The organism is Rhodoferax sediminis (assembly GCF_006970865.1).
GTDB lineage: Bacteria > Pseudomonadota > Gammaproteobacteria > Burkholderiales > Burkholderiaceae_C > Rhodoferax_A > Rhodoferax_A sediminis.
In genome coordinates this window covers 1194562-1215242 of the sequence record NZ_CP035503.1, presented here as the reverse complement: position 1 = coordinate 1215242, position 20681 = coordinate 1194562, and the positions used below count along the sequence as shown (strand labels likewise).

Here is a 20681-nt window from a genome sequence, read left to right as displayed (position 1 = left end):
AGCCGAATCATTTGGGCGACCTACGTGCTCAGCTTCAACTTACCGCCTCGTTCAACCTTCTGCCACCACCTCCGGCCAGGGGCGCCCAGCCGCTTCGGCATCGCCGGCAGCGGACGGCACGGGCGCGGACTCGCCCAACAGCGGGATCGCGAAGCAGGTGTCTGGCGCCAGACCTCGCCAATACAGCGGCTGCCGGGGAAGCAATAGTCGGGCACCGTATTGCGCCGTGGCGGCCAGCGCAGCAGGTGCGGTGGCATGAACCAGAATGAAGCGCATGGTGCGGCCATCACGCACCAGCGTCAGTTCGGCCTGGTGCCAATGCGAGGGCAGACAAGGTGTGAAGCACAAGTCCTGCGCGCCTTGCCGCAGTCCGAAAATCGACTCGATGGCCGCGCGGTGCATCCAGGCGGCAGCCCCCGTGTACCAGCTCCAGCCACCGCGTCCGACGTAGGGCGGCTGGCTGTACACGTCGCCGGCCATTACATACGGCTCGATGCCGTAGACCGCCCCGTACGCTGGATGGCGCGCGCGGTGCGCCGGGCTGAGATAGGTGAAATAGCGGTAGGCGACGTCGCCGCCGCCACTTGAACCCGCAAGGGTTGTGGCGTAGTCGGCCTGAGCCATCAACGCCCAGACGCCGGCGTGCGAGTATTGGCCGCCGTTTTCGCGCACGCCCGGCGGATAGGCCTGGATGTAGCCGGCACTCGGGACCGCATGAACCAGCGGGGGATCCAGCAGCCTGATCAGGCCCGCTTCATGATCTACCAGGTGATCCTCCATCGCCGCCAGCGCCGCGCGCTGCAAGTCGGCTGGCGCAGCCCTGGAGAGGACCGCCCAGGCCTGCGCGATCAAGTCGATGCGCGCTTCCGGGTTGGCGTGTGAACCCAGCGCCTGCCCGTCGTCGAAAAAGGCACGTTTGAACCATTGCCCATCCCACGCGGGGCCGATCAAGGCGCTTTTCCAGCCTAGCGCGGCCCTCTCCCAGCGCAACGCACGCGCCTCGTCGCCACGCGCGCGCGCCAGCGGCGCGAACCCATCGACCAGCTGACACAGGAACCAGCCTAGCCACACGGACTCGCCGCGTCCCTGCGCGCCGACCCGGTTCATGCCATCGTTCCAGTCACCGCTGCCCATCAACGGCAAGCCGTGCGCGCCCACACGCAGGCTGCGGTCGATGGCCCGCGCGCCATGCTCGTAGACCGAAGCCTGCTGGCTGCTGACGGCAGGCGTGTCATACGCATCCTCGGCGCCCTCGGGAATGGGCGCTCCTTCGATGAACGGCACGCTCTGATCGAGCAGGGCGGCGTCGCCGGTGGCGCGCAGGTAGTGCACGCAGGCGTGGGGCAGCCACAACAGGTCGTCAGAGAAATGCGTGCGCACGCCCGCGCCGAGCGGTGCGTGCCACCAATGCTGCACATCGCCCTCGGTGAACTGGCGTGACGCGCACAGGACGATCTGCTGGCGCAGCATGGCGGGGGCGGCCCACGCCAGCGCCATCGTGTCCTGCAGCTGGTCGCGAAAACCGGTGGCGCCGCCCGCCTGGTAAAAGCCGGCCTTGGCCCACAAGCGGCACGACACCGTCTGGTACAGCAGCCAGCGATTGACCATGGCGTCGAACAAGGGGTCGGGGGTCTTCACCACGGTAGCGCCCAGCAATTGATCCCAGCTGCTGCGGACCTGCTGCACGCGCTGCGCGGCCGGCGTTGCCGCTGCCACAGTCGCGAGTTGCCGGGCAGCGTTCGCGCTGTCGGCATAGCCCAGCAGGAATACCCGCTCCACCGACTCGCCAGCGGCCAGCGCAACGCGTGTTGACAGGGCCGCACACGGGTCGAGCCCGGCACCGCTGCGCTGGCCGAAGTGATCCGGCAGCACCAACCGCCCGCGCGCATCGAAACACTCGCGCCGGTCGCAAGTCCAGTCTTCGGGCTCGTCCGCAGCGCCCGCGATGCCCAGGAAGGCCGTGCCATCGCCGAACCCCGCCGCGCGCTCGCGCTGCGTGCACAGCAGAGCGGTGAGTTTTCGCTCGCGCCCGCTGTCGGATTCAACGCCCGGCGGCTGCACCACAGGCAGGCGCTGGCGATGCAACGCGGTCAGCACGGTGCTGCGGTCAGACCGGGTCGCCCCCATCATCCATTCGGCAATACCGATTACCCGCAGGTGCAGCGTTTTCGCGCCATGGTTGATGAGCCGCAACTGCACCTGCTTGACACAGGTTTTCGCATCGACACACCAGGTTGCCGTGACCTCCAGTTCTGCACGGCGGTGGCTGATGACGCTATAGCCCTGTCCATGCGAGACGCGATAGTCCACGGCGCCGTCGCCCCAGGCGGAGGGTGCGACGCTCCATACCTCCATGGTCTTGCGGTCCTGCAGCAAGAACCATTCGGCTGGTGGGTCGGCCACTGGATCGTTCGACCACGCGGTGAGCTGGTTCAAGCGGCTGTTCACGGCCCAGGTATAGCCGCCACCGGCTTCCGAGAGCTGGGCGCCGAAAGACGAGTTGGCCAGCACATTGATCCATGGCCGCGCCGGCCGCGAACCGGCACCGACGTCGAAACGGAATTCACCCGTGGCCGCAACAAACTCACCCGCCGGTGCAGGAGTTGCGGCGTCAGCGCCCCAGGCGAGAGCCAGCGCCGAGATCGAAGCGTCGTATCGTTCCTCGAAGGCCTGTTCATGCAGATCGGCCCATTCCTGCACATGGTGCGCCAGCGGCCGCCCGTCGGCGCGCAGCCGCACCCGCGCCAGGACTTCCAGCGTGCTCTGCTCATCGCTGGAGAGCTCGTCGGCGCGCAAGACGTGGATCGCCGTAACGGCCGGCCTGGTTTTCGCATCGCCTTCGGCCAGATGGCGCTCGCGCAGCACGGCAATCTCGCGCTGGAGCTCCATCAGGTACGAGGCCGGTTCGGAATTGATGATGACCAGGTCGCACGCGATACCGCCCCACGACCACAGGCTCAGGGCCTGGGCCAGCGAGCGCAGCATGCCCAGGCCTTGAGCCACACCCGCCGACACCAGGACCAGGGGGCGATCGCCCGAGATGCCGAAACGCCAAAGCAGCCGCCGGTCGCACACCGAGGCTGCGGCCCCGGAGCGGCTCTCGCTGGACTGCGGACGCGTCAGGCTCATTACCAGCGCCGTGGTCAGTGTCTGAATGGCCGCGAAGTTTCTCGGACTGATGTGCAGGGCCCCCAGGCGGATCCCGGCCAGCGTAGCCGACATCAGCGAGGCGCGGCGCACGTGGCTGGGTTGCCGGTACTTGTCGATCACGGCACGCAGCGTGTCGCCGTTGTCGGAAGCGGCCGTCGCAAAGGTCAGCAGTGCCTTGGCATCGGGCGCAATGCGAAGGCGCACGGCCAGGGCGCACACCGGGTCCAGCCCGGTATCGAGCGTCATGTCTTGCGCGCTGCCTTCGGTGGCAGCCGGCAGGGTCACGAAAGAGGCCAGCGGCTGGCTTGCGTCGTGGTTGCGGCCTCGCCAGTATTGCCGATCCGTCTGCACCCGCACGCTCACGACCTGCGGGTCAGTGTCGGCCAGAAAATGCGCTGCCTGCAATCCCTGTTCGGTGGGCAGGCGCGGCTTGCGCTCGAACAGGAGCGCCTGCTGTGCAGCCAGCCATTGCGCGCGCACGAACAGGCTGGTGAACGCGGGGTGGTCTTCATCGGCGCGCGGCTCGGCCAGCGTCACGTCGAAGGCCGACATCAACTCGATGTCGAGCGTGCGACCGCTCAGGTTACGCAGTTCGACCTGCCGGAACTCTATATCGTCCTCCGGGCTGACCCACACCGTGGTGTGAGCCTGGAACTCGGGCCAGACGGCGTCGAAGCACACGCGGTCGGCATGGTAGGTGCTGCTGTAGTGCGCGGCCGGGTCGGGGGCCGGGTGCTGGGTGATGGAGACCGGATACAACTGCGGGTCCTGGCGCACATAGATGAAGCTCCCATAGGCGTCGCGCAGCGCATCGTCACGCCAGCGCGTGATGCCGATCCCGCGCTGGCGGCTCCAGCCGGCGCCATTGGCGCGCAACGACACGCTGTAGCGACCATTGGAGAGCACATGGGTGGGCTCCACCGCCATAGCGCCCGGCGACACGTCGCGCAGCAGCCCCAAGGCACGCCGTTGCAGCGTCTGCGGCGGCGGGCCCATTGGCGGTGCATGGAGCATTGAAACTTCACGTGGGACCCGCTCATGCAACAGCGAGGCCACCGCCTCGATATGCGCATTGGCCATGCCCCAGCGCTGCGCCGGGCCATCCAGCAACACATTGGCCAACGCCACGATACTCATGCCCTGGTGGTGCGCCATGAAGGTGCTCACCGGCGTGAATACCTCGTCATTCACCTGTCGCGCAGGGGAAAAGTCCAGCGCCTCGATAAACCCGTAGCGCGCGCGTGCGCCCAGGGCTTGCAGCGCCGCAAAGTTGAGACACGCACGGTGCGGTGCAATCTGCGCTGCCAGTGCCGTGGCGTAGGGCGTAATCACCAACTCGTCAACAGGGGTGCGGCGCAGCGCCAGCCTGGGCACGCCTTGCGGCGCATACTGGTAGGCCAACGTGTGGTCGCGCCCGGCATAGGCCGACTCCGAGATGCCCCAGGGCACGTCCCGCGCCTGGGCAAAGGCGATCTGCTCCAGAACCGCCGCATGGCCGGCTTCACGCAACACGCTGTCATATGGCTCATTGAGCACCAGGGTTGGCATCAGGTATTCGAACATCGAGCCGGACCAGGAACGCAGGCCGGCGTCGGTGCCGATGGCATAGAACAGCCGCCCCAGAGAGGCCCAGTGGCGCACCGGTACATCGCCCTTGCCGATGGCCAGCAAACTGGTCAGCCGCGATTCCGATGCCAGCAGGTCGTAAAAACTCGCGTCCAGCTGCCGTTCTTCAACCCGGTAGCCGATGTGCAGCAGATGCCGCTTGCGGTGGTACAGAAAGCGGAAGTCCGGCTGCCAGGCCAACTCCTCGCAGGCACGTGCCAGCGCTCGCAAGCGCACGCCGGTGTCACCTGCACCCACTGTCGCGGCATCGGTTGTCCTGTGGGCGCGAATGTCCCGCCACGCCGAACGCAGCGTTGCCAAGTGATCACCCAGGCACCAGGCGAGCTCGTCCCGAGGCGTCGGGTGGGCAGGACCCGTGAACTCGGCACTGCCGGGCAACAGCCGGGCCAGATCATCGGTGGCTTCGCGCAGCAGACGCTCCATCTGCGCCGCGCTATGTTGGCCCTCGGCCAGCGGCTCCGGCAGGGCCAGCAAACGCGCCAGGGCAGCGTCTCCCAGCAACGCCGGCACCAGCTCGGGCAGCCTTGCCAGCAGCGGCGCGAGCCTTTGCCTGGAAGCGCGAATGGCACGCTGGGCCGCACTCGCATCATGCGGCGCCAGCGCCAGCTCCAGGCAGGCCTGCGCCACCGCGAGCAGGTGGCCGCTGAGATTGCCGCTGTCCACGGTGGACACGTACATGGGTAGCAGCGGCGCGCATGTTTGCGTGTCGTACCAGTTCAGAAAATGGCCGCGGTACCGCTGCAGAGTGCCCAGCGTGGCGAGCGTCGCTTCCAGGCGCTCCAGCAACTCTTGCGTGCCGATCCAGCCAAACTGGCGGGCGCAGGCCGCGCTCAGCAGGTACAGGCCCATGTTGGTGGGCGAGGTGCGATGCGCCACCAGATCATGCGGCAGGGTCTGCACGTTGTCAGGCGGCAGGTGATTGTCCCCGGGTCCCACGCTGCGTTCAAAAAAACGCCAGGTGTCACGTGCTATGCCCTCCAGATAGGCTTGGTCCCTGGCTGGCAGGGCAGCGTCCTGGCGCGCCGGGCGCTCCCGGCTGACCCACCAGGTCCATGGCGCCGATGCGGCCCACAGCACGCACAAGGTCAGCGCCAGCAAGGGATATGGCGTATTCGCAGCATGCAGCCCACCGAACAGCAGCAACGCCGCCACCGGCGCCCTCCAATGCTGGCGCGTCAGCGCCGCGAGCCCCGTCTTCGCCGCCGACTGCGCAGCAGCAGCGGTGGTCCATTGCAGCAGTCGGCGGTGGCTGATGGTCATGCGATAGAGCGCGCGCCCGATGGCATCCACGGCCATCAGGGACTCCTGCAATAACTGGATCAAATGCCACACTCCTCCCAAAAACGCACGTGCCAGGTCCGCCCCTGCCTGACGGTAGAAATGACGCTTCGCAAGGTCGTCACGGGTGGGCGACAAACCGGCAATGGCACCCATCAGCGGTCCGGCAGAAAATGCGGCCATCACCAGCGCCAGCGCCGCCCAGGGGGACACAACAACGCCGGCCAGCGCCAGCAGCAACAACGCCAGCGAAACGGGCGCTACTAGCGAACGGCGCAGGTTATCGAACATCTTCCAGCGGTTGATGGCACGAAGCGGGTAGCGCATCGGATGCAGCAGAAACGGCAGCAACTGCCAGTCACCACGCGTCCAGCGGTGCACGCGCGACGCCGCGACGTCGGCATGGAACGGTGCATCCTCGATGACGGTGATGTCGGTCACCGCAGCGCAGCGCGCCAACGAGCCTTCGAGCAAATCATGGCTGAGCACCCGGCCCTCGGGCAGGCGCCCAGACAGTACCGCATGCATCGCCCGCACGTTGAGCAACCCTTTGCCGGTGAAAGTGCCCTCGGAAAACAGATCCTGATACACCTCGGAGGTTGCGGCACTGTACGGGTCGATGCCGCACCGTCCGGCGAACAGCCAGTGGTAAAGCGTGACGTTGCTGGGTGCGGGCAATGGCGTCACGATACGGGGCTGCAAGATGCCATAACCGGCCACCACGACGCGCCCGCCGGCATCCAGACGCGGCTGGTTGTGCTGGTGCGCGGCCACGCCCACCAGTTCGCGCAGCCGCCCCGGCGGCAATTGGGTATCGCTGTCGAGCGTGACGACGTACTGCGTGCCGGCCGCGACACGGGAGTCTTCGCCCAAATCCAGAAACGCGGCCGATGAATCTTCTATCAATCCCGTGATGAGCAGTTCCAGTTTGCCGCGCTTCCTCTCCCAACCGATCCAGCACTGTTCGGTCTTGCTGAAATGGCGCTCCCTGTGCAGCACGATGAAGCGAGGGGCATCGCTGGCATCGCCGGGATAACGAGCATTGAGCGCACGGACCTGCAGCACCGCACCGGCCAGCAAGGCGTCGTCCGAAGCCAGGTGCGATGCATCGGCGTCGGCCCAATCGGTCAGCAGCGCAAACTGCGCATGGCGTTCCGGGTTGGCGAGGTAGTGCAGCTCCAGCCGGCGCACCAGGTCGCGACTCGATGCAGCGGTCGTGAGCATGGCCGGAATCACCACCATCACCCGGTGCTCTGGCGGTATACCGTTGGACAGGGCCAGGCGGGGCAGGCGCTGCGGCCGGACCGACTCGCTGATGAGCCGGTTGATCACCGCCACCACCGCTTCAGACGCCGGGAACATCATCAGTACAGCGCCGAACAGAGCCCACTCCAGTGGGGCGCCCCCTGCGCTGATCACCCCGTGATGGCGCAACAGCATCCACGCGACAACGCCCACGCTACCCAGCAGCAGCGAACCCAGGTAAACGGGTAGCGCCGCGCAGCGGGCCAACGCCCGCCGCCGGACCGCCATGCGCTCATGCAGGCCGAGTGCGGCCACGAGTGCCGGCCGGCCTGTGCCGCTCAACCAGTGCCTGGGCATTGCCGCATCGCCATGGGTGACGTCGGCTGCCCGCATCAGATCGAGCAGTGTCTGTGCCACGGATGTCTCGCTGCGACCCGTGCGCCGGGCCAGCAGTTCGATGCCGTGCAGCGTCTGGTCGCGCGTGATGGTGCTCTCGGCCTCGAACACCGCCGAAGTCAGCATCAGCCGCATGAGCGTACTGGTGCGGGCGACGATATCGGGCCAATCGGCATCGCCGATGGAGCGCAGCGATCTGACTGCGTTGCTCACACTCAGGTTGTCAGCGGCCTGGTCGGCGCTTTGCTGTGCCTGCGCTGCAGCCATGTCGGGCAGCGCACTGTGCAGCCATTCGCGGTAGCCCACGTGATTGGTCGTGTGATGGTCTTGCAGGCGCTGCGCCATCTGCGCCAGAAACACCCGGCCGACCCCGCGCCGGTTGAGCAGGTCCAGCAACTGGTCAAGCGCGTGCAGGGTGTAGCGCTCGATATGATCGCAGCACAAGTTCGCAACTTCGCGTGCCGCCTTGTTGGTCGCTACACGTTCGGCCAGGCGACGCAGGTTCTCGACCAGGACGACGCGCAAGGTGGTGGGCAGTGCCCACATCTCGCTCAGGTTCAAATCCCGGGTTTCCTGGTAGGCACACAGAAACTGCGTCAGCAAATCCTCGTCGAACGCACCGTCGGTATGCGCCACGAAGGCCCAAGCCACCCCATAGATACGCGGCAAGCCGGCGAGCGGCTCATCCAGCAGCACCGGCAGCGCACGAAAATACAGGCGTGGAAGTCCGTCGTGAATTTCTTTGAGCTGCGCTTCGATCAGGTGAAAATTGTCAAGCAGCCATTCGGCCGCCGGGCTGATGTCGTAGCCTGTGGACGCCTGCACGCCAAGATAGTGATGGGCTTCGCGCAGCGTCTGGATGTTGCTTTGCAGGCGCGGAAAAAAGGTTGCCGCAGGGGAGCTGGACCTGGCGGCGCGGTGCGTTTCTCCCAAACTGCGGCCATGTTGAGCAAAGCGCTGCGCGCCAAATATCTCGGAGCGGAGCGGCGGCTCAACAGGCCCGCGCGTACCATCCAGAATGTCGCGCAAAGCTCGTGGTGCATCTGGTATCAGGCGCAGCAACTCGGGTTGCGCCATACCTTACAACACCAGGGAACCAAGACCGATGGCCAGCGCTATCACAACCAGCGTCGTCACGAAGCGCGGCGCCATGAAGCGGTTCGCGATTTCTGCGATGCAATGCAAAGTGAACAAGCGCCCGCGCGCACCCTGGCACAAGTTCAGATGATTCCCTAAAGCCGATAACTCCACGGGGGAGGTGTCTGCGGCGTCGCCAAACGATGAAGTGCTCCAGCGAGTGGCGCCAGTGATATGAGTGCCCATGAAAATTCTCCTTCCGAATCGGCAAACAGCCGGGCGGAAAATTGCGAAAATGGAATTCGCGTTCGCGGCTTGGGCCATGCATGTCAAGCGGCTACCAGACGATGAATAAATCGTACTCAAAGTACGGTCCGGCGTCTGTCGTCCGGTCACGCTCCGGCGTGTAGGACAAGTCCTATGGAGCCCGCTCTTGATGGCGCATGGTCACATTTGAGTGCGACCATGCGCCGTATTGATGGGCTTATGCCTGAATGGCATGGTTAACTACTTGCTGAAGCGCGCCTTGGCTTCCATCAGGCAGTTGTCCTTGGCTGCTCCCGCTTGCGTATCGCATTTTTCCTTGGCCACCGCGTACTCGGCGTCACTCTTGTCGGCTGCTGCGTCCTTATGCGCGTCGGCGGACTTCTCGTTGGCCGTCATCTTTGCGTCGGTGGTTTTCATCTGCGCCTTGGCGTCGGCTTTGGCGCTGACTTGCGCGGCCTTGGCTTGTTTCAGGCAAACGTCCTTCGCGTTGCCGGCGGCGTCGTCGCAGCGCTCCTTGGCTACCCCATAGTCGGCATCTGCTTTGGCCTCACGGGCCTCGTAACGTGTTTTGGGGCTGGGCTTGTAGCTGGCTTCGAGTTCGGCTTTCGCAGTCTTCTCGTTGCCTGTGGCTTGGGCCATGCAGATATCTTTGGCATTGCCGGCGGATGATGCGCAGGCCGTCTTGGCCGCCTTGTAGTCCGCTGATATCTTGTTCTGGCCGGCCTTGTAGTCGTTCTTGGACATGGTTTGCGCCATCGCACCGGCACTGAATACCAGACCTGCCGCAAGCGCGATTGCATTAATGGTGATGTTGAGTTTATTCATTGCTCTTCCTTCATATGACAAGATTGGGAGTGATGGATTGGCAGGCATGCCGAACCCAAGCATTTCTTCGCCAAATCGGTGCGGCCTTTAACCATTGCATCTTGCTTCGGTACAGGGTCTGCGGGCGGATTGGCTCCGATGAGTTGAGTGTCGTTTGCGGCGCGCACGCCGGCCATAGGCTTGCCGGCCGTACGCCCATCGGTCAGGCGAGAAATCTGGCGTAGGACGCCACTGACAAAGCCGGACCCAAACGACACCCGCATCAGGATGTCAGCCCCAGTCGGGCATCATGCTTTAACCAAGCACAAGATGAACCAGATGCGCCCGGCCATCGTCGAGCAACGGGATACGAACCACGTTGCGGGCGGCGTTGACTTGCGCCGCGCCATCGAGTGCAACGGACGCGATGCCACAACTAACGCCGGCCGGATTTTCCACGGTGATTTCGTAACGAGTGATTGTGTCCTGGTTGCCACGACGGCGATACACAATCCGGTAGCCTGGCCAGGACTTGGGAATGCAGGGGCTGAGCAGCAGTTGATCACCCTGCAAATAAAACCCCAGGATGGCTTGCAGTCCGCCGCGATACAGCCAGCCGGCCGAGCCCGTATACCAGGTCCAGCCACCGCGCCCGATGTACGGTGCCACCGAATAGACATCTGCGCAGGCTACGTAGGGCTCGACCTGATAGCGCGCCAGTGCATCGGCGGTTGCGCTGTGCCGGATGGGATTGAGGATGCTGAACAATTCGCCGGCGCCGTCTCCCTGCCCGAGCATCGTGCAGGCAAAAATTGACCAAGTCGCACCATGCGTGTATTGCCCCCCGTTTTCCCGAATCCCGGGCGGGTAGCCTTTGATGTAGCCGGGATTGAGTGGCGTGTGGTCAAAGGGCGGCGTGAACAGCAGCGCGATCTTGTCGTCGTGCTGGACCAGGTATTTGTCGACTGCGGCCATGGCCTGGGCGGCATGGCCCGGATCGGCGGCACCTGACATCAGGCTCCATGATTGCGTAATCGTGTCGATTCGGCATTCCTCGCTATCGTGCGACCCGAGTGCCGTGCCATCGTCGTAGTAGCCTCGCCGATACCACTCGCCATCCCAGCCCACCGGGCCTTCGAGCGCGCTCCTTAACGCCGCCGCATATCCGTGCCAGGAGGCAGCACGAGCATGCTCACCGCGTGCGTCGGCAAAGGGCGCGAAGGCATTCATCGTGGCCAGCAAAAACCAGGCTAGCCAGACGCTTTCACCGCGGCCCAGCGCGCCCACGTTGTTCATGCCGTCATTCCAGTCGCCGGTGCCCATCAATGGCAGGCCATGGGGGCCCAACGTCAGGCTGGAATCGATGGCTCGCGCAGCGTGCTCGTACAGACTGGCTTGCTCGCTGGCAACACCAGGCTGATAAAACGCATCGGTGTCGCCCGCCTTGATCGCAGCGCCCTCGAGAAAGGGCAGGTTTTCGTCCAGCACAGCGGCATCGCCAGTCGTCTGGACGTAATGGGCCGCGACATACGCCAGCCAGATGCGGTCATCGCTGATGCGGGTGCGGATGCCCTGCCCTGAAGGCGGCAACCACCAATGCTGGACATCACCCTCCCTGAACTGACGCGCCGCCGCCCGCAGCAGGTGTTCGCGCGCAATGTCGGGGCGGCTGACGCACAGCGCCATCACATCCTGCAACTGATCGCGAAAGCCATAGGCACCGCTGGCCTGGTAATACGCCGTGCGCGCCCAGACCCGACAACCCAGCACCTGATACAGCAGCCAATCGTTCAGCAGGATATCCATCGCGCGATCCGGCGTGCGCACCTGCACCGTCTCCAACACCGCATCCCATTGCGCATGCACGTCACCCAACACGGCGTCAAGATCGGTCGTGCGATATTTCTCAACCAGCGCCCGCGCCTCATCGCTCGAAGCGGCGTCGCCGAGCATGAACACAATGTCGACCTGCTCATCGGGCGCCAAATCAATGAAGGTCTGCAGCGCCCCACAGGGGTTCAGCCCGGCGCCGACGCGCCCCGACAATGGAGCCCTGCGCGCCAGCGCGGCCGGACGATCGACCGCACCATAGCGCCCGAGAAACTCCTGGCGGTCGCCGGTACATGACTGCTGCCGCCCACCCAGGTCGATGAACGCCATGCGCTCACCGAACTCTGCTCGCCACGCATTGCGCGCGAACAGCGCGCCGGTCGCGGCATCGCACGAGGTTGCCACGAACGGCGCCGGCACCGTGCCATTTGCACCCAGAGCCCACTCCACATAGCCGGTCACCGACAGGCGGCGTGCGCGCGAGGAACGGTTGCGCAGGCGCAGGCGCGACAGTTTGACCGGATCTGCGGGTGGCACGAATTGCAACAACGCCACGTCGACGCCATACGCATGGTGTTCGAAGCGGCTATAGCCCTTGCCGTGGAGCACGGTGTAGGTCGCGTCCAACACACGGATCGGCAACGCCGTCGCACTCCACAAGGCACCGCTGTTCTCATCGCGAAGGTACAGCACCTCATGCGGCGTGTCGCTGACCGGATCGTTGGGCCAGGGCGTCAGCGGATTCTGCTGGCTGTTGAGTGCCCACGTATAACCGCCGCCCTCGCTTGACACCAGGAAGCCGAAGCACGGGTTGGCGATCACGTTGACCCAAGGCGCCGGCGTACAGCGATCGCCGGTGAGCGTAATGGCATAAGTGCGGCCGGACTCGATGAACCCCCCTGTGCCATTGTCGAACTCGCGTTTCGGAATCGGGCTTGGGACAGTGGAAGTGACGTCCTCATCTGCCGCTTGTGTTGGGGGGTAGGAATTGCCAGACGGTGCGGTGGACCGTTCGCAGTCGTCGTGGGCTTTTTTGGAGACGTGCGCAGGCAGACCGTGCTCCGCATCCAGCACAACGCGGGCGGCGGTGGTCAAGCCGGCGCGCAACGCATCGGAAATAAGGGTGTCGCGTAGCGTGAATGCCGTAGCGCCAACGGCCTCGCGATCGGCCTTCAGCCGGGCATTCTGCGCCTGCATTCGCACATCCAGCCAGGCATGCAGGGGATCGCCATCGCTGACCACGGTGTCGAGCAGCACCACATCAACCCCCAGGCGCTTCGATTGCCAGTACTGCTGCGCCAGCAGCAACTCATCCAGACATGCCAGATCGGATTCGCCGGCCATGCGCGCCAGCACGATGGGGCGGTCACCGGAAATGCCACTGCTCCAAAGCACAGGTGGCCCACCACTGCCGCGCTCCAGCATCTCGGCAGGGGCCCGCAAGGGGCCGTCGGCATAAATCAGGGCACCGGCAAGATATTCAAAGCGCTCCGCCTGCACGGCATCGATACCCAGGCGCGTCTGCTCTGCGGCAGCACGAGCCAATGATCCCGCCAGCACTTGTTCGCAGGCACCGCTTGCGCGCAGCGGTTGCACAAGCGCAAGTGCGCCATCACGCGAGTCAGACAGCGCGGTCCAGAACGCCACCCGCACGCTCGCGCCGGGCGCCACGCACACCTGCCGGCGCAAGCTGAAGATCGGGTCGAGCACACACCCGCAGGTGTTTGACAGCGCCGCACCGGGCTCCATGGCCAGCGCGTGGCGCAGTGTGCGGCCACGGCCGAGAAAGCGCATGCGATCCGTTTCGAACGTGCAAACGCCCCCGTCAGTTTCCTCGACCATCGCCACATGGGCTGCCCACACCTGGGGCTCGTCCGGCGAGCGACGCCGACGCGTCGCGAGAAGAATGCCGCCCTGCTCCACCCACTGCGTCTGCACAAACATCTTGGAGAACGCCGGATGGGCCGCATCGGCGCCCGCCGGCCCGAGCACCAATTCCGCATACGAGGTCAACGTGATCTGCCGCGGGATTTCGCCGTGATTGGTGAGCGTGACACGGCGCAGTTCGACATCGCGATCAGAAGCGACCGCCACATCGAGTGCGGTGGTCAGCGTACCGCTGCGCTGCGTGATGCCGACATGCCCATCTGACAACGAGGCCGTATAGTCATCTGCCTCCTTGCCGCAGGGCTGCAGCCCTGCCGACCAAACCGCACCGCGGACGGCCTCATCGCGCAGCAGCAGGTAGCTGCCCCAGCCGTCGACCATGGGATCTTCACGCCAGCGGGTCACAGCGAATTCACGCCAGTTGCTATAGCCCGAGCCCGCAGCGTTCAACATCACCGTATAGCGGCCGTTCGACAGCAACTGCACCGGTGGCGGCGCGTGGGTGAAGGATGTCTGGCAATACTGCATGAGGTGCGTGCTCCCTGACTGCAATCCGTGCTGATCTGCGATGCGGTGCAAGAGCTATTAGCATACGCTTGAAGCGGCGCAAAGTCGCGGGAACTTGTACACACGCGTAGTGGTCGGAGTAGCATCCATAGGTGATTTACCTGCCCATGCCAACCGACGAAGCATTGCTTGATTCCCTGCAGCGAGCGGCATTCGACTACTTTCTGCGAACGGTCAATCCGCTCAACGGCTTGGTGGCCGACACATCGCGTGACAACTCGCCCGTCAGCATCGCGGTGGTCGGTTTTGCGTTGTCATCGTATCCGGTGGCTGTGGAGCGAGGCTGGATGGCGCGTTCCGATGCGGTCCAATGCAGCCTCGCCGCGCTGCGTTTTTTCCGCAACAGCGACCAGAGTGGCAGCCCCACGGCGACCGGCTTCAAGGGGTTCTACTATCATTTTCTCGACATCCACACAGGCGCGCGTGTCTGGCGATCGGAGCTGTCGATGATCGATACGGCGCTGCTCATCGCCGGCGCGCTGACCGCGAGCATGTATTTCACGGCAGAAACGGCCGACGAAATCGAGCTGCGTGGCCTGGTCGACTTTCTTTACCGCCGTATTGACTGGCATTGGGCACAGGACGATGGTGAGACGATCCGGCAAGGCTGGAAGCCCGAATGCGGATTCCTGCACTACGGTTGGGAAGGCTATAGCGAAGCGATCCTGCTGTACGTGCTTGCCATGGGCTCGCCCACGCACCCGATCAAGGGCGGTTGCTATCAGGCATGGACGGCCACCTACCAGTGGGAAAACCTGTACGGCCACGACTACCTTTATGCGGGCCCGCTGTTCGTGCATCATTTCTCGCACGCCTGGATTGATTTTCGGGGCATCCATGACAGTTTCATGCATGAAAAGCGCTCGGACTATTTCGAAAACAGCCGGCGCGCTGCCTACGTCCAGCGTGAGTACGCGCAGCGCAACCCGCACGAATTCGCCGGTTACGACGAGAACTGCTGGGGCCTGTCCGCCTGCGATGGCCCCAGCGATGAGCAGGCCGATGTATCCAACGAAACCCGGCGCCTGTTCGGTTATGCCGCCCGCGGTGTGCCGTACGGACCGGACGACGGCACCTTGTCCGCCCCGTCCGTGCTGTCATCGCTGCCGTTCGCGCCCGAGATCGTGCTGGATGCCGTGCGCAACATGATGGAGCGCTATCCGCAGACGCTGACCGAAGGTCGCTTCTGCAGCAGCTTCAACCCGACACTGGCTGACGCCGACGGGCGGCCGTGGACTTCCGCGGGGCATTACGGACTCGATCAGGGCATTGTGCTCATGATGATAGAGAACCATCGCACCGGGTGGATCTGGCAGCTGATGCGCAGTTGCCCCTGCATCAGGAGCGGTTTGCACCATGCGGGATTTCGCGGCGGCTGGCTGCAGCCACCCTGCATCCATGGAGCACGCTGATGCCGCCGCAGAACAACGTACCGATAGCCACCCTGCAGGACGCTTATGAGCACGCGCGCCTTGCCAATGTGCATCCTGCCGCGTGGCAGAATCCGAAACCCGCGGACTGTTACCAGCTGGTGATCGTCGGTGCCGGGCCGGCTGGCATAGCCGCAGCGGAAACGGCCGCCGCGCTCGGTGCCAGGGTGGCGCTGATCGAACGCCACCTGATCGGTGGTACGTGTCTGAATACCGGCTGCGTACCGTCGAAAACACTCATCCGCACCTCTCGGCTGTATGCCGATATGCGCAACGCTACGCACTATGGCGCGCAGATCCCGGACGATATCCGGGTCGACTTTGCCGCGGTGATGGAGCGCGTGCGCCGTATTCGCAGTCATCTCAGCCGCGGCGATTCGGCGCGGCGATTGACCGCGCTCGGTGTGGATGTGTTTTTCGGCAACGCGTGCTTCACCGGGACCGACGTGTTGACGGTCAATGATAAAACGCTGCACTTCAAGAAAGCCGTGATCGCGACCGGCGCGAGGCCGCATATTCCGTCCATCCCCGGCCTTCGGGAGGCAGGTTGCCTGACCAACGCAGATGTCTTCAAGTTGACCGAACTGCCGCGCCGCCTGCTGGTGATCGGCGGCGGCCCGCTCGGTTGCGAACTGGCCCAGGCGTTCTGCCGGTTCGGTGCTCAAGTCACCATCGTGCAGGACATGCCACTGTTTCTCGGCAAAGAGGAACGCGACGCGGCACAGATTCTGTCGGATGCGTTTGAGCGCGACGGCATCGAGGTTCGGCTGAATACCGACGTCGTTGCCATACGCGTGGAGAATGGGCAAAAACTGGTCGATCTGGTCAGCGACGATTACCGCAACACGATCGCGGTCGATGCGATTCTCACCGGCGTCGGCCGCACACCGAATGTCGAAGGGCTGAACCTGGAAGCCGCCGGCGTCGATTACGCAGCGGGAGACGGCATCCGCGTCGACGATTTCCTGTGCACCAGCAACCCCCATATCTATGCGGCCGGCGACGTCTGCCTGACGTACCAGTACACCGATACCGCCACGGTGTCGGCGCGCATCGTGGTGCAGAACGCGCTGTTCCACGGCCGCGAACGCTTGAGCGCGCTGGTCATCCCCTGGTGCACCTTCACGGATCCGGAAATCGCCCACGTCGGCCTGTATGTGCGGGAGGCCAACCGGCAGCACATTCCGGTCAAGACCTTCACAATTCCGATGCACGACATCGACCGCGCAGTGACCGACAGCGAGGACGGCGGTTTCGTGAAAATCCACGTCAGGGAGCGAACGGACCAGATTCTCGGTGCGACCATCGTTGCCCGCCATGCGGGTGACATGATCAACGAGATCACCCTGGCCATGGTGGCGGGGATTGGTCTACGCACGCTGGCCCGGGTCATTCACGCCTATCCCACGCAGGCTGAAGCGATCCGCCAGGCGGCCGATGCCTACAACCGCACGCGTCTGACCCCGCGAATCCAGTCGCGACTGCGCCGCTGGCTGATCAGGAACACGCCATGAGTTCCCCAGCACCCAACGCCGCCGCTGTGCGATGGCACGGTGTCGCCAACGCCGCAGCGCTGCGCGATGCGGCTTGCCGGCGCATTCTGGTGGCCGCGGCCGACGCCATCCAGCAACGTGGCCGTTTCACGATCGTGCTTGCCGGCGGCAACACGCCGCAGGGCGTGTACCGGATGCTGCGCGGCGCCGACACCGACTGGTCGGGCTGGCAGGTCTATTTCGGCGACGAGCGCTGCCTTCCCGCCATTGACCCCGAACGTAACAGCCGGATGGCGGCCGAAGCGTGGCTCGACCATGTTGCGATCCCGAAAAGCCAGGTGCATACGCTGCCTGCCGAACGTGGCGCGCGAGCGGCAGCGCAGGCCTACGCCAACACCTTGCGCCATGTTGGCGACTTTGATCTGGTGCTGCTGGGGCTCGGCGAAGACGGCCACACCGCCAGCCTGTTTCCAGACCACGACTGGGGTGCCGATGCAGACGCAGCGGACACGCTGGCTGTTTTTGACGCCCCGAAACCGCCGGCACAGCGCGTGTCGCTCAGCGCCAGGCGCCTGAGTCGCGCGCGTGCGGTGCTGTTCCTGGTGACAGGCGAGGCCAAGCACGATGCGGTGACGCGATGGCGCGCAGGCGCCGACATCCCCGCGCACGCCATCCAGCCGCAGGCCGGCGTCGACGTGCTGACGGAGGCGTCGCTGCTGGCCACCGAGACAGGCTAAACAGGGCCATGCGCCCTCAGTTCACCGGGGCGTCACTGCCCGCCGGCACGTAGGTTAGTCGCCCGTGCACGATGCGAGCGGGCGACGTCATCGGGTGCACGGCGCCATGGCTGCCATCCAGGATATGGAGCACCTGGACGCCACGCACACACAGCTCATCGGCGATCATCGAGCGGTGGCAGCGCCACCAGACGGCTTCGGCGCACATCAGCGCAGTGCGCGATCGGCTCGCCAGCGCCAGCAATTGATCCAGGCCTTGCGCGAACCCGTCGCTGGCCATGTAGTCAGCGTAGCCGCGAAACGAGGCATTGCGCCAGGCGGTGTTCGGTGAATGGAGCGAGACACGCCGACGCCCGCCGAGGGCTTGCAGCCAGTGGTAGCCCAGCCCGCGCGCGGCGAGCGTCGCCGCCAGCGCCTCCTTGCCGTACTGCGGATATTTGCGTGAGCCAGGGAAGCTGCGCACATCGGCAATGGCCTCTATGCGGTACGCGGCAAGCAGACCGAGGAATTCCTCGATCGGGCGCGTCGAATGGCCGATCGTCCAGACCGTGAGTTCACGCCCCGGATCGTTTGCCGCAGTTGCCATGGTTCTCACCGGTCAGATCTTGTGCAGCGCCGCACCCTTGTGCATGGCAATGTGCTCGGTCTTGTCGCTCTTGATTTCATACTGTGGGTCATCGACGCTGGCGTGGTGCGTATGGCCTTTGTAGTCGGTGTCTTGCGTGTGCACCTTGATGATCTTGCCGCTGACGTGCCCCGCTTCCGAATTCCAGCGCACATGATCGCCCACCTTGAATTTCGTGGTCATGACTTTTGTACTCCATCGCCATCCAACAATGCTCGCGCGCGCGCACACACGTTGTCGACGGTAAATCCGTATTCGCGCAGCAAGACTTCGGCCGGCGCGGAAGCGCCAAACCGCTCGACGCCGAGCACATCACCCCGGTCACCGACATAGCGGCGCCACCCCTGGGTCGCACCCAGCTCAACCGACAGACGCGCATGGACCGAGGGCGGCAGCACCGCATCGCGCTCGGCTTGCGGCAGCGCATCGAACAATTCCCAACTGGGCATAGACACGCAGCGCACCGCAACGCCCTCTCCTTGCAGGCGCTCGGCCGCCTGCAGGATCAGGCTGACCTCGGAGCCGGTGGCGATAAGAATCAGTGCCGGCTTGCCACCGGGTGCCTCGCTCAATATGTACGCACCACTGCGCAGTCCGTCGGCCGGTGCGTAACGACGCCGGTCCAGCGTGGGCAGGTCCTGCCGGGTCAATACCAGCGCCACCGGGCGATCCAGCGACTCCAGCGCGACGCGCCAGGCCACCGCGGTTTCATTCGCGTCGCAGGGGCGAATCACCGTGAGGTTGGGGACGGCGCGCAAACCGGCCAATTGTTCCACCGGCTGGTGCGTGGGGCCATCCTCACCCAGCGCGATGCTGTCGTGCGTGAACACATACACCACATGCAAACTCATCAACGCCGCCAGGCGCATCGGCGGGCGCATGTAGTCGGAGAAGATCAGAAAGGTCGAGCCATAAGGAATAAAACCCCCGTGTGCAGCAAAGCCGTTGATGACGGCACCCATCGCGTGCTCACGCACGCCGAAATGCAGGTTGCGCCCGGCATAGCTCCAGCCACCGCCCTCCGAGCCTTGCTCATCCTCGCCCTGCGGGGGCGGAGGATTGAAGTCGCCCAGGCCCTTCAAGGCCGTTTTCGTTGAGGGGTCCAGGTCGGCCGAGCCACCCGTCAGTGCCGGCAGTCGTGGCGCGATCGCATTCATCACCTTGCCGCCGGCAACGCGTGTGGCCATGCCTTTGACATCGGCGGGAAAAACCGGGATGTCCGCATCCCAGCCCGGCGGCAGTTCACCTCTCGAGCGGCTCTCAAATTCGCGGGACAATTCTGCAAACGTCTCGGCATAGGTGTTCATGCGCTCGTTCCACGCCGCCTCGTCATGCGCGCCGCGGTCCACCGCTTGGCGGAACTGCGCCAGCGCCTCGTCCGGCACCAGGAAGTCGGGCTCCGTCGGCCAGCCCAATGTCCGCTTGGTCTTGCGCACGTCCTCCACGCCGAGCGCGGAGCCGTGCGCCTTGAAGCTGTCCTGCTCAGGCGAGCCATAGCCGAGATGGGTGCGCACCAGGATCAGCGAGGGCCGTGCGGTTTCCGCGCGCGCGGCCTGCAACGCGGCATCGATCGCGGCCAGGTCGTTGCCATCGGCCACCGTCACCGTATGCCAGCCATAGGCTTCGAAACGGGCCGCACGATCCTCCGAGAAGGTGATATCGGTGCCGGCGGACAGCGTGACGTAGTTGTCGTCGTACAGGCAGGTGAGCTTGCCCAACTGCAGATGTCCGGCCAGCGAAGCGGCCTCCGACGTGACTCCTTCCATCAGGTCGCCATCGCTGACGATGGCCCAGGTCCGATGATCGACCGGCGCGTGCCCCTCGCGGTTGTAACGCGCGGCCAGTTGCGCTTCGGCCATCGCCATACCTACCGCATTGGCCATGCCCTGCCCGAGCGGGCCCGTGGTGACTTCGACGCCCGGCGTATGACCACGCTCGGGATGCCCCGGCGCCTTGCTGCCCCACTGGCGAAATTGCCTGATGTCGTCCAGTGAAAGGTCGTAGCCCGTGACAAACAGCAAGCTGTACAGCAGCGCCGAGCCGTGCCCCGCCGACAATACGAAACGATCGCGGTCGAGCCAGTGCGGATTGCGCGGGTTGTGCTTCAGGTGCCGCGTCCAGAGCACATAGGCCATGGGTGCGGCGCCCAACGGCAGGCCCGGATGGCCGCTGTCCGCTTTCTGCACCATGTCCACCGACAGAAAGCGCAGGGTGTTGATACATTGCTGGTCGAGTGGGTCTGACATGGTCAATCCTTGTTGCTGCGGTC

The 20681-nt window shown here is 64.8% G+C and carries 10 protein-coding genes; 4 read left to right on the top strand and 6 right to left on the bottom strand.

The window, feature by feature from the left end; translation table 11 throughout:
* Nucleotides 1-51: 51 nt before the first annotated feature.
* Nucleotides 52-8628, bottom strand: coding sequence for a GH36-type glycosyl hydrolase domain-containing protein (locus tag EUB48_RS21635; RefSeq protein ID WP_244618343.1), 8577 nt, complete (start codon nt 8626-8628; stop codon nt 52-54).
* A 9-nt stretch (nt 8629-8637) separates the two neighbouring features.
* Here EUB48_RS21635 and EUB48_RS05805 point away from each other — a divergent pair, with 9 nt between their 5' ends.
* Nucleotides 8638-8931, top strand: coding sequence for a hypothetical protein (locus EUB48_RS05805; protein WP_142818021.1), 294 nt, complete (start codon nt 8638-8640; stop codon nt 8929-8931).
* Nucleotides 8932-9279: 348 nt separating this feature from the next.
* Here EUB48_RS05805 and EUB48_RS05800 read toward each other — a convergent pair whose 3' ends face one another.
* Entirely contained in the window at nt 9280-9927 is a 648-nt protein-coding gene (locus EUB48_RS05800) for a hypothetical protein (RefSeq protein WP_338052425.1), read from the bottom strand.
* 231 nt (nt 9928-10158) lie between these two features.
* On the bottom strand, nt 10159-14139 hold the full coding sequence (locus tag EUB48_RS05795; RefSeq protein ID WP_210411698.1) for a GH36-type glycosyl hydrolase domain-containing protein: 3981 nt from the start codon (nt 14137-14139) through the stop codon (nt 10159-10161).
* A 95-nt stretch (nt 14140-14234) separates the two neighbouring features.
* Between EUB48_RS05795 and EUB48_RS05790 the strand changes: the two genes are divergently transcribed.
* The 3 genes from EUB48_RS05790 to pgl are packed head-to-tail and all read left to right on the top strand — an operon-like array spanning nt 14235 to nt 17787.
* The gene (locus EUB48_RS05790) at nt 14235-15539 is read left to right on the top strand and encodes a glucoamylase family protein (protein WP_142818020.1); all 1305 of its coding nucleotides are present in this window, start codon (nt 14235-14237) and stop codon (nt 15537-15539) included.
* Nucleotides 15539-17071 carry a mercuric reductase gene (locus tag EUB48_RS05785; RefSeq protein ID WP_142818019.1) on the top strand — a complete coding sequence of 511 codons (1533 nt, stop codon included), beginning with the start codon at nt 15539-15541 and terminating at the stop codon, nt 17069-17071. Before EUB48_RS05790 ends, EUB48_RS05785 begins: the two co-directional genes overlap by 1 nt.
* On the top strand, nt 17068-17787 hold the full coding sequence (gene pgl / locus EUB48_RS05780) for a 6-phosphogluconolactonase (protein WP_142818018.1): 720 nt from the start codon (nt 17068-17070) through the stop codon (nt 17785-17787). The genes EUB48_RS05785 and pgl overlap by 4 nt, the downstream gene beginning before the upstream one ends.
* Before the next feature lie 16 nt (nt 17788-17803).
* Here pgl and EUB48_RS05775 read toward each other — a convergent pair whose 3' ends face one another.
* From EUB48_RS05775 to tkt, 3 genes are read right to left on the bottom strand one after another with little or no spacing between them, the layout of a single operon-like run.
* Nucleotides 17804-18373 carry a DUF488 domain-containing protein gene (locus tag EUB48_RS05775; protein ID WP_142818017.1) on the bottom strand — a complete coding sequence of 190 codons (570 nt, stop codon included), beginning with the start codon at nt 18371-18373 and terminating at the stop codon, nt 17804-17806.
* A gap of 12 nt (nt 18374-18385) precedes the next feature.
* Nucleotides 18386-18595, bottom strand: coding sequence for a hypervirulence associated TUDOR domain-containing protein (locus EUB48_RS05770; protein ID WP_142818016.1), 210 nt, complete (start codon nt 18593-18595; stop codon nt 18386-18388).
* Nucleotides 18592-20658, bottom strand: coding sequence for a transketolase (gene tkt / locus EUB48_RS05765; protein WP_142818015.1), 2067 nt, complete (start codon nt 20656-20658; stop codon nt 18592-18594). Before tkt ends, EUB48_RS05770 begins: the two co-directional genes overlap by 4 nt.
* Nucleotides 20659-20681 lie beyond the last annotated feature (23 nt).

Excerpts from the sequence above, each read along its gene's own strand:
- EUB48_RS05805 (WP_142818021.1), top strand. The coding sequence starts at position 8,638 with ATGTTGAGCAAAGCGCTGCGCGCCAAATATCTCGGAGCGGAGCGGCGG.
- EUB48_RS05800 (WP_338052425.1), bottom strand. The coding sequence starts at position 9,927 with ATGCTTGGGTTCGGCATGCCTGCCAATCCATCACTCCCAATCTTGTCA.
- EUB48_RS05790 (WP_142818020.1), top strand. The coding sequence starts at position 14,235 with ATGCCAACCGACGAAGCATTGCTTGATTCCCTGCAGCGAGCGGCATTC.
- EUB48_RS05785 (WP_142818019.1), top strand. The coding sequence starts at position 15,539 with ATGCCGCCGCAGAACAACGTACCGATAGCCACCCTGCAGGACGCTTAT.
- pgl (WP_142818018.1), top strand. The coding sequence starts at position 17,068 with ATGAGTTCCCCAGCACCCAACGCCGCCGCTGTGCGATGGCACGGTGTC.
- EUB48_RS05775 (WP_142818017.1), bottom strand. The coding sequence starts at position 18,373 with ATGGCAACTGCGGCAAACGATCCGGGGCGTGAACTCACGGTCTGGACG.
- EUB48_RS05770 (WP_142818016.1), bottom strand. The coding sequence starts at position 18,595 with ATGACCACGAAATTCAAGGTGGGCGATCATGTGCGCTGGAATTCGGAA.
- tkt (WP_142818015.1), bottom strand. The coding sequence starts at position 20,658 with ATGTCAGACCCACTCGACCAGCAATGTATCAACACCCTGCGCTTTCTG.